The following is a 13,694-nucleotide window of genomic DNA, read 5'->3' on the forward strand; positions in this document are numbered from 1 at the left end:
GTTATCTCATCAGGTCTGGCGTCTCTTTCCGGCATCATCCCGGCGCAAAGTAAATTTCCCCGTCACTGGAATCCTTCCCAGGCGCTTGCTATAGGTCAAGTCACCCTGCCGAACATGGCATAACAACACGCAACGCCCGTTGCCATAACGCATGCAAACAGGGAGAAACATTGCAATGCAACTATCCGTACTTACCCGCGCCATGCTGTTTATCGTCGGGATCGCCATAGTTCTGGCCCTGCTGACCTGGGGAATTGGTCTGGACACCCTCAAAGCCCGCCAGGTCGATCTGCTTTATCTCGGGCAGCAGCACCTGATTCTGGTGTTCAGCTCAATGTTCTTCGCCCTGCTGGTGGGCATTCCGAGTGGTATCGCGCTTAGCCGTCCTGCCGCACGCGGCGTGGCGGAATACGTAATGCAAATCTTTAATGTCGGCAATACGCTGCCGCCGCTCGCCGTTCTGGCACTGGCAATGGTGGTGATTGGCATTGGCGATACACCGGCGATCATTGCGCTGTTCCTCGCGTCGCTGCTGCCGATTGTGCGTAACACCTACGCCGGGCTGTGCTCGGTGCCCGCATCGTTAATTGAAGCCGCGAACGGCATCGGTATGACCAAATGGCAACGCCTGCGCCAGGTGGAGATCCCCAATGCCATGCCGGTGATCCTCTCCGGGGTGCGTATTGCCACCGCCATCAACGTCGGAACTGCGCCGCTGGCGTTCCTGATTGGTGCCAGTAGCTACGGTGAGCTGATCTTTCCGGGAATCTACCTGAACGACTTCCCAACGCTGATTTTAGGCGCTGCGGCCACCGCGCTGTTCGCCCTGATCCTCGACACTCTGCTGGCGGCGCTGGGCCGCTTCCTTAGCCCGCACACGGCCTGAAAACAACAAGAGGGAACCTGATGAAAAGATTGACCCGCTTGCTCGGCGCGCTTGCCGCTGCGGTCTTATTTTCCGCCAGCGCGCATGCCGCGCCGCTGATTCTGGCGACCAAAAGTTTTACCGAGCAGCACATCTTGTCGGCGATGACCGTGCAGTATCTGCAAAAACGCGGTTTCCAGGTACAGCCGCAGACCAATATCGCCACGGTGATCTCACGTAACGCAATGATCAACAAGCAAATTGATATGACCTGGGAGTACACCGGCACCTCGCTGATTATCTTCAATCACATTAACCAGCGCATGTCGCCACAGGAGTCTTACGACACGGTAAAACGCCTCGACGCGAAGCACGGACTGGTGTGGCTGAAGCCAGCCAACATGAATAACACCTACGCCTTTGCCATGCAGCGTAAACGGGCAGAAGCCGAACACATCACCACCATGTCGCAGATGGTGGCGAAGATTGAACAGATCCGTAAAACCGATCCCAAACACAACTGGTTGCTGGGGCTGGATCTGGAGTTCGCCGGGCGCAGCGACGGCATGAAACCTCTGCAACAGGCCTATGGGATGGCGCTGGATCGCCCGCAAATTCGCCAGATGGATCCCGGGCTTGTTTATAACGCCATCCGCGATGGCTTTGTTGATGCCGGGCTGGTCTACACCACTGACGGGCGCGTGAAAGGCTTCGATCTCAAAGTGCTGGAAGATGACAAAGGTTTCTTCCCGAGTTATGCGGTCACGCCCGTGGTGCGTGAAGATACGCTGAAAGCCAATCCGGGGCTGGAAGAGGCGCTGAATACCCTTTCGGGGCTGTTAAATAACGACGTCATTATGACGCTTAACGCCAAAGTGGATATTGACCACCAGACACCGCAGCAAGTCGCCCACGATTTCCTGCATGAAAAAGGGTTGTTGTAAGGAGAGCCTATGGAGACGATTCATTACATGATGGACAACGCAGGCTATCTGGCAAGCCTTACCTTCCAGCATTTGTGGCTGGTACTGCTGGCCGTTGGCCTGGCGATTATCATCGGCGTTCCGCTCGGCATTCTGATTGTGCGCCATAAGTGGCTGGCGACGCCGGTTCTCGGGCTGGCAACGCTGGTGCTGACCATTCCGTCAATTGCCCTGTTCGGGCTGATGATCCCGCTGTTTTCGCTGATCGGTCAGGGGATTGGCGCCCTGCCCGCCATCACCGCCGTCTTTCTCTATTCACTACTGCCGATTGTGCGTAACACCCACACGGCGCTGGACAGCCTGCCGCCGGGGCTGCGCGAAGCCGGACGCGGTATCGGCATGACCTTCTGGCAACGCCTGCGCTGGGTCGAAATTCCGATGGCGCTGCCGGTGATTTTCGGTGGTATCCGCACGGCTGTGGTGATGAATATCGGCGTGATGGCTATTGCCGCCGTCATTGGCGCAGGCGGTCTGGGATTGCTGTTGCTGAACGGTATTGGCGGCAGTGACATTCGTATGTTAATTGCCGGGGCGCTGATGATTTGCGTACTCGCGATTGTGCTCGACTGGTTATTGCACCGCTTACAAATTGTGCTGACGCCGAAGGGGATTCGCTAATGATTAAACTGGAAAATCTGACCAAACAATTTACGCAGAAAAACGGCCAGACAGTGAAGGCTGTCGATAACGTCAATCTGACTGTACCGGAAGGTGAAATGTGCGTACTGCTCGGCCCTTCCGGCTGCGGTAAAACCACCACGCTGAAGATGATCAACCGCCTGATTGCACCGAGCAGCGGCTCGATTTTCATCAACGGTGAAGACACCAGCGCCATGGATACCGTCACCCTGCGGCGCAATATTGGCTACGTGATTCAGCAGATTGGTCTGTTTCCCAATATGACCATCGAAGAGAACATTACTGTCGTTCCGCGCATGCTGGGCTGGGATAAAGCGCGCTGTAAAAGCCGTGCCGAAGAGTTGATGGAGATGGTGGCGCTGGATGCGAAAAAATTCCTTCATCGCTACCCGCGCGAAATGTCCGGCGGCCAGCAGCAGCGTATCGGCGTGATCCGCGCGCTGGCGGCCGATCCGCCAGTACTGCTGATGGATGAGCCATTCGGCGCGGTCGACCCTATCAACCGTGAAGTGATCCAGAACCAGTTCCTTGAGATGCAGCGCAAGCTGAAAAAAACGGTGATGCTGGTCAGCCACGATATCGATGAAGCGCTGAAGCTCGGCGATCGTATTGCGGTGTTCCGCCAGGGACGCATCGTACAGTGCGCCAGCCCGGATGAGCTGCTGGCCAAACCGGCCAATGAATTTGTCGGTTCGTTTGTCGGCCAGGATCGCACACTGAAGCGGTTGCTGCTGGTTTCCGCAGGCGACGTCACCGATCAACAGCCGACGATTACGGTGCGGGAATCCACTCCGGCGGCGGAAGCCTTTGCCACCATGGATGACAACGATATTCGCGCCATTACCGTCGTGGATTCGGCGGGTAAACCGCTGGGTTTTGTTAAACGTCGCGAAGCGCGAAACGCGCCGGGTAGCTGTTCCGATTTGCTGCATCCGTTCCGTATTACCGGGAAAGCGGAAGATAACCTGCGCGTGGTATTGTCACGGCTGTACGAAAGCAACACCAGTTGGATGCCGATTGTCGATGAGGATGGTCGTTATAACGGTGAAATTTCGCAGGACTATATTGCGGAGTATTTAAGTTCGGGCAGAACACGCCGGGTACTGAATATTCATGATGCGTAACAGAAGCCCCTCAGATGAGGGGCTTTTTTCAGGCGAGGATGCGGTCGGCAACTAACATGCCGGTCGCCATCTGCAAATTGATGTATTGCGCCAGATCGCGCTGCTCGGCGCGCGGCAGATAGGGTAACTCACCAACCAGCGGCGCAGGCAGTTTTTTGCTCAGCACATTGATAATTTCAGCATAATGCGCCAGCCCTGGGTTGATACGGTTCGCCACCCAGCCAATCAGCGGCAGACCGTCGCTGGCAATCGCCTGCGCGGTCAGCAAAGCGTGGTTAATGCAGCCTTCCTGGATACCCACCACCATCACCACCGCCATCTGCTCCTGTACCACCCACTCGGAGAGCGGGCGCAAATCATTCATCAGGCTGCGCCAGCCGCCGGTTCCCTCGACCACCACGTGATCGACTTTTTCACACAGGTTGACCAGGCCGTTAGAAAGCAGGCTGTAATTGATGGGGCAACTGTGCGCAACGCTACTTTCCTCTTCGCTCAGGGCAATCGGGTTTATCGCCTGGTAAGGTAAATCCAGCGAGGAAACGCTTTGCAGTACCAGCGCGTCTTTGTTGCGCAATCCTTCCGGCGTCTCTTTGCTTCCTTTAGCAACAGGTTTGTAACCTGCCACTGTTTTGCCGCTGGCAGCCAGCGCCTGGAGAAGCGCGCGGGATGCCACTGTCTTCCCGACAGAAGTGTCTGTACCCGTTACAAAGAAACGCTTAAGCATCTCGATTTCCACCGTTGTTCTACGAAAATATAAACCAGGAGAATAATTCAGTGGGGAAAGTCTAAGATAAGTATCATCGGCCCAGCTTGAGGTAGCGCAATTTTTACGACAACAATGTAAAAATGTTACCCCTGCAACAAACGGATAAGCAAAGATCCGTTATACATCGCGTCTTTTACCAGCGCGGCACCAGCCATCGTGCCCTGATTGGTGAACTGGGTACTCTCAACGGAAATATGCTGGCTGTATGCCGGTAACGCCTGCTGGCGAATGCAATCGGCAATAGCGGGAAAGAGAATGTCTGCCGCTTTGCTCAGCGGCGAGCCAATGAGTATTTTTTGCGGGTTGAACAAATTCACCATAATGGCAAGGATACGACCAATATTCGCCCCGACGCCGCTGATGATATCTTTCGCCAGCAAATCGCCCTGCTGCGCCGCCTGACATAACCACTCCACCGTTAACGGCTTCTGATGCAGCATTGAACTCATCGACTGGCTCATGCGTAACTGCGCCAGTTCCAGCACGCTTTCAACGCTGGCAATGGTTTCAAGACAACCGTGGTTGCCGCAATAGCAGCGCTTACCGTAAGGGTCCACCTGGGTGTGTCCAATCTCCACCAGGCTGCTGCTGCCCGCGTGCAGCAAGCGTCCGTCGGTGATCACTCCGGCGCCAACGTTGTGGTCAATCACCACCTGAATAACATCGCGCGCGCCGCGTGAAGCGCCGAACAGCGCTTCTGCCATGGTCCACGCGCTGATGTCGTGCTGCACGTAAACCGGCACGCCGGTGTGCTTCTCCAGCGTTTCACCCAGCGGCATATCTTTCACTTCCGTGTAAAACGGCATACGGTGAACGATACCATTCTCGGTATCAATGATTCCCGGCAGCGTGATGGCAATTGAGGTCAGACGCTCCAGGCGATTCTGGTGGCGGGTAAAAAAGCTGTCGATAAGGTGAATAATGCGATCCAGCAGCGGCATCTCATCGCCCAGCGGCAGTTCAAGCCGGTCTTCCACCACCAGCTTGCTGCTGAGATCGCGCAGCGAGAGAAAGATCTCCCCGCGGCTAATACGCAGCGAGAGATAGTGCCAGGCTTCAGTCTCTACCACCAACCCGACCGCCGGACGCCCACGGCTGCCCGGCTCCTGGATCTCCGTCTCCTGCACCAGATGTGCTTCCAGCATTTCACGCACAATTTTAGTAATGCTCGCAGGCGCGAGTTGCGCCAGACGCGATAAATCGATGCGCGAAACCGGGCCAAGCTGATCAATAAGGCGATAAACCGCCCCCGCGTTGGTCTGCTTAATCTGATCAATATGCCCAGGCTGACTATCAGCAACCACCTCTGACTCCCTTATTTTCGCGCTTCGAAATAAACGTTCAGCTATGGTGAAGCACTTCACCAGGCGCCGTCAAATTTTTACCCCGGCTTGTGAGTTACAGCACATTTTGCAATGACTTATGCGTAAAAATCAGCCGATTGCGGCATGTAGAAGTTGCTGCTTGAAACGCGCGGCTGCCGTTCCCTGTTCATGGTGTTTTGCCCACACCAGCCACATTTCGGAAACCGCATCCGCTTCAATAATCGGCACCCAGCGTATTTCATTGAGTTGCACCCGGTGAAACGACGCCGGGAGGATCGAGACGCCCAGCCCGGCCGCCACCAGCCCGATGATCGTCATCGCTTCGCCCACTTCCTGGGTTATGGTGGGGATTAATTGATAGCGCCGCATCAGCCCGAGGATCTCGTCATACAGGCCAGTGCCGACGTGCGGATCAAAAAAAACAAACGGCTCCTGCGCCAGTTCCTTCAGCGACACCGCCTTGCGCGCCGCCAGCGGGTGGTCACGGTGGATCATCGCCAGCAGCGGTTCACGCAAAATCACTTCCCATGCCAACGTTTCAGGCAGCGGTGTATTACGCATCAGCCCCAAATCCAGCGAGCCTTCATTCAGGGGAGCAATCTGCTCGCGGGTATTGATCTCCCGCGTCTGAATGTGCACATCCGGGTAGCGCTGGCGAAACGATGAGAGTGTATCGGAAACCGCCTTGATAAACGGCGCCGAAGAGGTGAAACCGATACGCAATTCACCGGTTTCCCCCTGATGCAGACGGGCAGCGCGGGCAGCGGCTTCATCGACCAGGCCCAAAATCTGTCGACTGTCGGCAAGAAACTGTTTGCCGGCGGCCGTCAGCGCGACGCTGCGGTTGGTGCGAGCCAGAAGACGCGCGCCAACCTGCTGTTCGAGCAACTGGATCTGCTGGCTCAGCGGCGGTTGGGAGATATTGAGCCGTGCCGCCGCATGACCAAAATGCAGCTCTTCGGCAACGGCGATAAAGTAACGCAGATGGCGCAGTTCGATATTCATATTTTAAAAGTATTATTTGAGATTATTAATATATTAGACAGAATATTACACCTTTCATACTCTTATGTCCGTGGTAAGCCCGTCACCAGAATCACGGGTATGAAATGTAAGGATCTCCAGTGAGTCGTACAACAACCGTTGACACCGAGCCGGCAAGCGTTGTCAACGAAATTCCTGTCGCGTTGCCGGGACAATTTATTAAACGTGGTACCCCCCAATTCATGCGCGTTACGCTGGCGCTCTTCTCCGCCGGGCTGGCAACTTTTGCCCTGCTCTATTGCGTGCAGCCGATTTTGCCGGTGTTGTCTCATGAATTTGGCGTCTCTCCTGCCAGCAGCAGTATTTCGCTGTCGATTTCCACCGCCATGCTGGCGATTGGCCTGCTGTTTACCGGCCCGCTTTCGGACGCCATCGGGCGCAAAAAAGTGATGGTTACCGCCTTGCTGCTCGCTTCCTGCTGTACCCTGCTGTCAACGATGATGACAAGCTGGCACGGTATTCTGGTAATGCGCGCGCTGCTTGGTCTGTCGCTGAGCGGTGTGGCGGCGGTCGGGATGACCTATTTAAGCGAGGAGATCCATCCGAGCTTTGTCGCCTTCTCAATGGGGCTGTACATTAGCGGCAACTCGATTGGCGGCATGAGTGGGCGTTTAATCAGCGGTGTGTTTACCGACTTCTTTAACTGGCGAATTGCAGTCGCGGTGATTGGCTGCTTTGCGCTGGCATCAGCGCTGATGTTCTGGAAAATCCTGCCGGAGTCGCGCCATTTTCGGCCCACTTCGCTGCGCCCGAAAACGTTACTGATCAACCTCCATCTGCACTTGCGCGATAAAGGGCTGCCGCTGCTGTTCCTTGAAGGCTTTTTGCTGATGGGATCGTTCGTTACGCTGTTTAACTACATCGGTTATCGCCTGATGCTGTCGCCGTGGTCGCTGAGCCAGGCGGCCGTTGGCCTGCTGTCATTGGCCTATCTTACCGGCACCTGGAGCTCGCCGCGCGCGGGGGCAATGACCAACAAATATGGTCGCGGTCCGGTGATGATCGGCTCTTCCGCCATCATGCTGTTCGGGCTGCTGCTGACCCTTTTCTCTTCGCTGTGGCTGATTTTTCCGGGCATGCTGTTATTCACCGCCGGTTTCTTTGCCGCACACGCCGTCGCCAGTAGCTGGATCGGCCCGCGCGCGCGGCGCGCCAAAGGCCAGGCCTCATCACTCTATTTATTCAGCTACTATCTGGGTTCCAGCGTGGCCGGGACACTGGGCGGGGTTTTCTGGCACAGCTATGGCTGGAATGGCGTCGGCGGCTTTATTGCCCTGATGCTGCTGATTGCCATTCTGGTGGGCAGCCGGATCCACTCTCGTTTGCATTAATGCAACGACGAAAGAAGAGCCTCGCGTGTGCGGGGCTTTTTTTTGCTCCGTGCGGATGTGCGTTAAAAGAGGCTCAAAATCGAGGTTGCGCCAACCAGTTCACGCACGGCATCCAGCGCCATCAGAGCAAAAATGATCCAGACAAAAGGATTTATGGTTGTCACTCTGTTGTCTCTTCTGCGGGTGTAAAAATCCTGTACTTCTATTATGGTACAAACTGGCCAAATGAAAGCCGGACTACTATTTCAGGTAGTTATAGAAAAAACGCTAACGAAAATAGAGGCATTATGGACAAGCAGAACTACCAGCAACTCACCCGCACTTTCCAGCGTCTGTCGCGCTTCTCACACCTCTCCGCCATCGCCAGCTGGGACATGTTCACCATGATGCCGCCAGGCGGTAGCGCCGCACGTGGCGAAGCGCTGGCTGAACTCAGCGTGCTGCAACACCAGATTCTGACCGATAAGCGTGTCGGCCAGTGGTTACAGGCGGCAAAACAGGAGACGCTGGACGATATTGAACAGGCAAACCTGCGCGAAATGACGCGTCACTACCAGCAGGCGGCGCTGCTCCCGGAAGCGCTGGTCGAAGCACAGTCGCTGGCAGGCAGCAAATGCGAGCACGCCTGGCGCACGCAGCGCCCGGCGAATGACTGGGCGGGTTTCAGCGCCAACCTGAAAGAGGTGGTCAAGCTTGCCCGCGAAGAGGCCAGCTTACGCGCAGCGGCCAAAGGCTGTTCACCGTATGATGCGCTGCTCGACAAATTCGAACCGGACATGACCAGCGCCCGCCTGGATGAACTATTTAGCGAGGTGAAAAGCTGGCTGCCGGATTTACTGAACCGCGCGGTGGCGAAACAGGCGCAGCAAACACTGATTGCGCCGCAGGGGCCGTTCCCGCAGGCCGTGCAGCGCGAGCTGGGATTGCAGGCAATGCAGGTATTGGGCTTCGATTTCAACGGCGGGCGTCTTGATGTCAGCGCGCATCCCTTCTGCGGCGGCGTCCCGGAAGATGTGCGCATTACTACGCGCTACGACGAAAATGAACTGCTGAGCGCGCTGTTCGGTGTAGTGCATGAAACCGGTCACGCCCGCTACGAACAAAACCTGCCGCGCGCCTGGGCCGGCCAGCCGATCGCGCTGGCGCGATCCACGGCGATTCATGAATCGCAAAGTCTGTTCTTTGAAATGCAACTCGGGCGCAGCGACGCGTTTCTGCGCCGCCTGCAACCGGCGATTGTCGAGAGTTTTGGTATGCAACCAGCCTTCGAAGAGGGCAATTTCATTGCCTGGAATCAGCGGGTAAAACCGGGTTATATCCGCGTTGAGGCTGATGAAGTCAGCTATCCGGCGCACGTGATCCTGCGTTACGAAATCGAACGCGCGCTGATCGACGGCGACATTGAAGTGGAGGATATTCCGGCGCTGTGGAATGAAAAAATGCAGGCCTGGCTGGGGCTTTCCACCGAAGGCAATTACCGCAATGGCTGCATGCAGGATATTCACTGGACCGATGGCGGATTCGGTTACTTCCCCTCCTACACGCTGGGCGCCATGTACGCCGCGCAACTCTTTCATGCGGCACGCGTGGCCCTGCCAACGCTTGATGAGGCCATTGCGCAAGGTGATTTTAGCGCCCTGTTCGACTGGTTGCGGCAGAATATCTGGCAGCACGGTAGCCGCTTCAGCACCTCGCAACTCATTGAAAATGCAACAGGAGAAGCATTGAATGCCGATTATTTCCGCCAGCATTTGACCCGCCGTTATCTCTGATCACATCGCGCCGGAACCCCCGTTTCGGCGCGGTACATCACGTTTGTACATTCCGTTACACGCCGATACCAATCACTCACGGAAACCTCGCATTTACAGGGATATAGTTCTTTCAACGGCCCCGCAGTGGGGTTGAATGATGAAACCAATTCGAGGATATCGGAATGAAAAAAGTATTAGCTCTGGTTGTTGCCGCTGCTATGGGTCTGTCTTCCGCTGCATTCGCTGCTGACACCGCTGCCACCTCTCAGGCTCCGGCTGCTGCTCCGACTGCTACCACCGCTGCACCGGCTGCTACCGCAACTAAAGCTCCGGCTAAAAAAGTGCACAAAAAACACAAAAAAGCTGTAGAGCAGAAAGCTCAGGCTGCAAAAGTGAAAAAACATCACAAAAAAGCAGCTAAACCGGCAGTAGAGCAGAAAGCACAGGCTGCTAAAAAACACAAAAAACACGTTAAACACACTGCAACTAAACCGGCTGCACAACCGGCTGCATAAGTAAACGTGTCTGATTCCGGCGTCCTTAACGGCACGCTGTGACAAGTCGGCGCTGAGCCCTTCGGGTGAGGCGCCGTTTTTCTCTGGAGGGCATATGCTGCGACGTTATCGTTTTGAACTGATTCTGTTAATGCTGATTATTTGCGCGCTTATTGCCATCCGTTTTTATCTTTACTGATGTAGCACGCTGATTTTACTCCCACTTTCCTCGCGTCCCGTCTATATTTATCTGGGCTTACGTTAATAATCATAATTACCCACCAGAGTGTGATATGCGAAAAACTGTTGTGCTGATGCTGGGATCGCTGTTTCTGTTTTCCGCTGCTGGTCATGCTGACGATGGCGAGGATGACGCGGTTAACGCCCGTGATGTAAAAACGCTTTTTTTTGGTCATGACGATCGCGTCCCGGTTCCCACGCCGACCAAAGCGCCGTGGGATGCTATCGGCCAGTTAGAAACCGCCAGCGGTAATCTGTGTACTGCCACCCTTATCTCTCCGCACCTGGCGCTGACCGCCGGACACTGCCTGCTGACGCCGCCGAACGGGAAAGCAGACAAAGCCGTCGCGCTGCGTTTTGTTTCGCAAAAAGGGACCTGGCGCTATGAGATTCACGGTATTGAAGGGCGTGTCGACCCATCGCTCGGCCATCGTCTGAAACCCGATGGCGATGGCTGGATCGTACCCTCTTCCGCCGCATCGTGGGATTTCGGTCTGATCGTCCTGCGTTATCCGCCGTCCGGCATTACACCGCTACCGATCTTTGTTGGCGACAAAGACGAACTGACAGCGGCGCTGAAAACGGCCAACCGGAAAGTGACGCAGGCAGGCTACCCGGAAGATCATCTGGATACGCTCTACAGCCACCAGGATTGTACGGTCACCGGCTGGGCGCAAAGTAGCGTGCTGTCGCACCAGTGCGATACCCTGCCCGGCGACAGTGGTTCACCATTGATGCTGAAAACCGAAGCAGGCTGGCAGTTGATTGCCGTACAAAGCTCAGCACCGGCGGCAAAAGATCGCTGGCGCGCCGATAACCGCGCCATCTCCGTAACCGGTTTTCGTGACAAGCTGGAAGCGCTGGCCAAAGAGAGCGAGTGATTCAGCCCAGCCGCTGCAAACGCAGTTGCAGGATGTCGTGCAGCGGCATCGGTTCACTGAAGTAATATCCCTGAAGCTGATCGCAACCGGCCAGTCTTAACAGTTTCATCTGCTTTTCATTCTCCACCCCTTCCGCCACCACCTGCATGCCCAGCGCGCTGGCGATGCGGATAGTCCCGCTCACCAGCGCCGATGCCTGCTCATCATCGTCCACCAGCCCGGCCAGTGATTTATCAATTTTGATGGTGTCGAAATTAAAACGACGCAGATAGCCAATGCTGGAGTAGCCAGTACCAAAATCATCCAGCGCCACCGCCGTGCCCAGCGCTTTTAAGTTGGCAATGGCCGAACGGGCGCGCTCGGGATTTTCCAGCACGTAGGTTTCTGTCACTTCCAGTTGCAGGCGGTGCGCCGGAAAGCGGCAGGTCTCCAGCACGCTGGAGACTTTGTTCTCGAACTCCGGATCGCGAAACTGCGCTGGCGAGATATTCACCGATAATTTCAGATCCTCTATCGGCTGGAGATCGCTGCAAGCGCGGCGCAGGACAAACTGTCCCAGCGAGTAAATCAGCCCGCTGGTCTCTGCAATCGGAATAAATTCATCCGGTTTTAACTCCCCGGCAGGACGTCGCGGCCAGCGCGCCAGTGCTTCGATGCCCACCATCATCTGGCTTCGGGCATCGACAATCGGTTGATACCAGACATCAAACTCCTCACGCTCCAGCCCATCGCGGATATCACTTTCAATCAATAATTGCCGCTCGCGGGCGCTGTTCAGCGCCGCGTCATAATGCGTTAGCCTGTCTTTGCCGGTAATTTTCGAATGGTACATCGCAATATCTGCGCGGCGAAACAACTCGGAACTGGAGCACTCCAGCAGCGTGCCGCTGGCGATGCCGATGCTGGCGCCAATGTGGATGGTGCGTTTACCAATGCGCACAGGATGATTCAGGTATTGCAGGACGTTATTGGCAAAGTCGGTGGCCTTCTCCACCGACCACGGCCCGCTCAGGGTCATGGCAAATTCGTCGCCGCCCATCCGCGCCAGCATGCCGTCAGTCGGCACTTTCTCGCGCAGGGTCTGGGCAATGGTGACAATCAGACGGTCGCCAACATCGTGCCCGTAGATATCATTCACATCTTTAAAACCATCCAGATCGATAAACACCACGCTTATCGTATCCGGATCGCCCATCGCGCCCAGTTTTTCGATGTTTTCGATGAGCGCCCGGCGGTTGGGTAACCGGCTGAGCCAGTCCGTCAGGGCGATTTTGCGCGCCAGCCTTTCCCCACGCGCCAGCTTGTACAGCCCGGCGCTGCTCAGCACGATAAACAGCAGGATCAACCCGGACGCCAGCATCGCAATCTGGCGAATATTCGACGCCGCCGCCCGCGCGGCTTCTGCGCCCGGCAGACGCGGCGTCCAGCTCAGATAGCCGAGCTCCTCGCCCGCCGAGTCACGCAGCGGAACGCTACTGGCGGCGGTTTTCTGCGGTGACAGGCGTAAGTCTGTAATCTGGAAGGTTTTGCCAAGGTCGCTGAGGATCTGCGCATCCAGATGGCGGGTAATCACCAGATAGCGGCGAGTGCCGTCGTAAACCTCAAGACGGCCAACCATCGGGCGCACCAGCCCGATACTGATAAACGCCACGCCGTCCCGGGTCTGCGTAATCCCGGCGTAGACCTCTTTCCCGGACTGAAGCAACTGGTTATGACCGCGGATCAGCGCCCGCAATCCACTGCCAAAAAAAGTGAGATCGCGCTCCGTGAAAAGTTGGCTGCGAAACGCGCCCCACAGCACATTGAATTGCTCATCCAGCACAAAGGTGCCGTCATACAGATTGTTGATTTTATAACCAGCCCCCCAGGTGTTGTACAACCACTGCGTATCCAGTTGTGGCCGATAAACTTCCCGCACCGCATCGTCCCAGACGCCATTATCAATCACCAGCGAGCGGATTCGGTTAACCGACGTCTGAATCGCGCCCTGCACCGCGAGCGCAGTGCGGTGCTCATCAATTTCATTGGCTTTGCTGCTGATTAAATTCAACGAGAGGTAAAGCAGTGCGACAACGGAGACGATTAAGCCAATCCCCGCCATAAAGGTCATGACAAATAACGTCCTTGCGCCAGGAATATTGCGCCAGCTAAACGGATTGAACATTCATCGCCCCCTGCAGGTGGCTGAAAAAGTCGCGTTGCGTTAGTTATTGAGTAAAGCGTAATACAGACTGCAAAATTCGCTGCC

General features: G+C 55.9%; 13 protein-coding genes. 8 read left to right on the forward strand and 5 right to left on the reverse strand.

Annotated elements, in window-relative coordinates; genetic code table 11:
* Positions 1-175 precede the first annotated feature (175 nt).
* From osmY to osmV, 4 genes are read left to right on the forward strand one after another with little or no spacing between them, the layout of a single operon-like run.
* Positions 176-886, forward strand: coding sequence for an osmoprotectant ABC transporter permease OsmY (gene osmY, locus CWM66_RS01460; RefSeq protein WP_107146165.1), 711 nt, complete (start codon positions 176-178; stop codon positions 884-886).
* A gap of 20 nt (positions 887-906) precedes the next feature.
* Positions 907-1,809 (forward strand): osmoprotectant ABC transporter substrate-binding protein OsmX, encoded by a 903-nt coding sequence (gene osmX / locus CWM66_RS01465; protein ID WP_007374881.1) that lies wholly within the window; start codon positions 907-909, stop codon positions 1,807-1,809.
* 9 nt (positions 1,810-1,818) lie between these two features.
* Complete coding sequence (gene osmW, locus CWM66_RS01470; protein ID WP_007374880.1) at positions 1,819-2,466, forward strand: osmoprotectant ABC transporter permease OsmW; 648 nt, start codon at positions 1,819-1,821, stop codon at positions 2,464-2,466.
* Positions 2,466-3,611 carry an osmoprotectant ABC transporter ATP-binding protein OsmV gene (gene osmV, locus CWM66_RS01475; RefSeq protein WP_007374879.1) on the forward strand — a complete coding sequence of 382 codons (1,146 nt, stop codon included), beginning with the start codon at positions 2,466-2,468 and terminating at the stop codon, positions 3,609-3,611. Before osmW ends, osmV begins: the two co-directional genes overlap by 1 nt.
* Before the next feature lie 28 nt (positions 3,612-3,639).
* Here osmV and bioD read toward each other — a convergent pair whose 3' ends face one another.
* The 3 genes from bioD to CWM66_RS01490 all read right to left on the reverse strand — a co-directional run bounded on the left by bioD (position 3,640) and on the right by CWM66_RS01490 (position 6,707).
* On the reverse strand, positions 3,640-4,335 hold the full coding sequence (gene bioD / locus CWM66_RS01480) for a dethiobiotin synthase (RefSeq protein WP_007374878.1): 696 nt from the start codon (positions 4,333-4,335) through the stop codon (positions 3,640-3,642).
* A gap of 125 nt (positions 4,336-4,460) precedes the next feature.
* Entirely contained in the window at positions 4,461-5,681 is a 1,221-nt protein-coding gene (gene mlc, locus CWM66_RS01485; protein WP_007374877.1) for a sugar metabolism global transcriptional regulator Mlc, read from the reverse strand.
* 129 nt (positions 5,682-5,810) lie between these two features.
* Complete coding sequence (locus tag CWM66_RS01490; RefSeq protein ID WP_007374876.1) at positions 5,811-6,707, reverse strand: LysR family transcriptional regulator; 897 nt, start codon at positions 6,705-6,707, stop codon at positions 5,811-5,813.
* A gap of 119 nt (positions 6,708-6,826) precedes the next feature.
* Here CWM66_RS01490 and CWM66_RS01495 point away from each other — a divergent pair, with 119 nt between their 5' ends.
* Complete coding sequence (locus CWM66_RS01495; RefSeq protein ID WP_107146166.1) at positions 6,827-8,077, forward strand: MFS transporter; 1,251 nt, start codon at positions 6,827-6,829, stop codon at positions 8,075-8,077.
* A 62-nt stretch (positions 8,078-8,139) separates the two neighbouring features.
* Here CWM66_RS01495 and CWM66_RS29185 read toward each other — a convergent pair whose 3' ends face one another.
* Entirely contained in the window at positions 8,140-8,241 is a 102-nt protein-coding gene (locus CWM66_RS29185) for a KPN_01571 family protein (protein ID WP_227135680.1), read from the reverse strand.
* Positions 8,242-8,364: 123 nt separating this feature from the next.
* Between CWM66_RS29185 and CWM66_RS01500 the strand changes: the two genes are divergently transcribed.
* From CWM66_RS01500 to CWM66_RS01510, 3 genes are all read left to right on the forward strand, one after another.
* Positions 8,365-9,849, forward strand: a complete 1,485-nt coding sequence (locus CWM66_RS01500) for a carboxypeptidase M32 (protein ID WP_007374874.1) — start codon at positions 8,365-8,367, stop codon at positions 9,847-9,849.
* Between the two features lie 164 nt (positions 9,850-10,013).
* Positions 10,014-10,346: an acid resistance repetitive basic protein Asr gene (gene asr / locus CWM66_RS01505; protein ID WP_007374873.1), complete on the forward strand. Its 333-nt coding sequence runs from the start codon at positions 10,014-10,016 to the stop codon at positions 10,344-10,346.
* A gap of 272 nt (positions 10,347-10,618) precedes the next feature.
* On the forward strand, positions 10,619-11,446 hold the full coding sequence (locus CWM66_RS01510; RefSeq protein WP_107146167.1) for a serine protease: 828 nt from the start codon (positions 10,619-10,621) through the stop codon (positions 11,444-11,446).
* Position 11,447: 1 nt separating this feature from the next.
* Here CWM66_RS01510 and CWM66_RS01515 read toward each other — a convergent pair whose 3' ends face one another.
* Positions 11,448-13,610: a bifunctional diguanylate cyclase/phosphodiesterase gene (locus tag CWM66_RS01515; RefSeq protein ID WP_007374871.1), complete on the reverse strand. Its 2,163-nt coding sequence runs from the start codon at positions 13,608-13,610 to the stop codon at positions 11,448-11,450.
* Positions 13,611-13,694: the final 84 nt, after the last annotated feature.

It is taken from the genome of Kosakonia sp. H7A (genome assembly GCF_003028445.1).
Taxonomy (GTDB): Bacteria; Pseudomonadota; Gammaproteobacteria; order Enterobacterales; family Enterobacteriaceae; genus Kosakonia; species Kosakonia radicincitans.

Bases quoted from the DNA above. Each gene is read 5' to 3' on its own strand.
- osmY (WP_107146165.1), top strand. From the start codon at position 176: ATGCAACTATCCGTACTTACCCGCGCCATGCTGTTTATCGTCGGGATC.
- osmX (WP_007374881.1), top strand. From the start codon at position 907: ATGAAAAGATTGACCCGCTTGCTCGGCGCGCTTGCCGCTGCGGTCTTA.
- osmW (WP_007374880.1), top strand. From the start codon at position 1,819: ATGGAGACGATTCATTACATGATGGACAACGCAGGCTATCTGGCAAGC.
- osmV (WP_007374879.1), top strand. From the start codon at position 2,466: ATGATTAAACTGGAAAATCTGACCAAACAATTTACGCAGAAAAACGGC.
- bioD (WP_007374878.1), bottom strand. From the start codon at position 4,335: ATGCTTAAGCGTTTCTTTGTAACGGGTACAGACACTTCTGTCGGGAAG.
- CWM66_RS01490 (WP_007374876.1), bottom strand. From the start codon at position 6,707: ATGAATATCGAACTGCGCCATCTGCGTTACTTTATCGCCGTTGCCGAA.
- CWM66_RS01500 (WP_007374874.1), top strand. From the start codon at position 8,365: ATGGACAAGCAGAACTACCAGCAACTCACCCGCACTTTCCAGCGTCTG.
- asr (WP_007374873.1), top strand. From the start codon at position 10,014: ATGAAAAAAGTATTAGCTCTGGTTGTTGCCGCTGCTATGGGTCTGTCT.
- CWM66_RS01510 (WP_107146167.1), top strand. From the start codon at position 10,619: ATGCGAAAAACTGTTGTGCTGATGCTGGGATCGCTGTTTCTGTTTTCC.
- CWM66_RS01515 (WP_007374871.1), bottom strand. From the start codon at position 13,610: ATGTTCAATCCGTTTAGCTGGCGCAATATTCCTGGCGCAAGGACGTTA.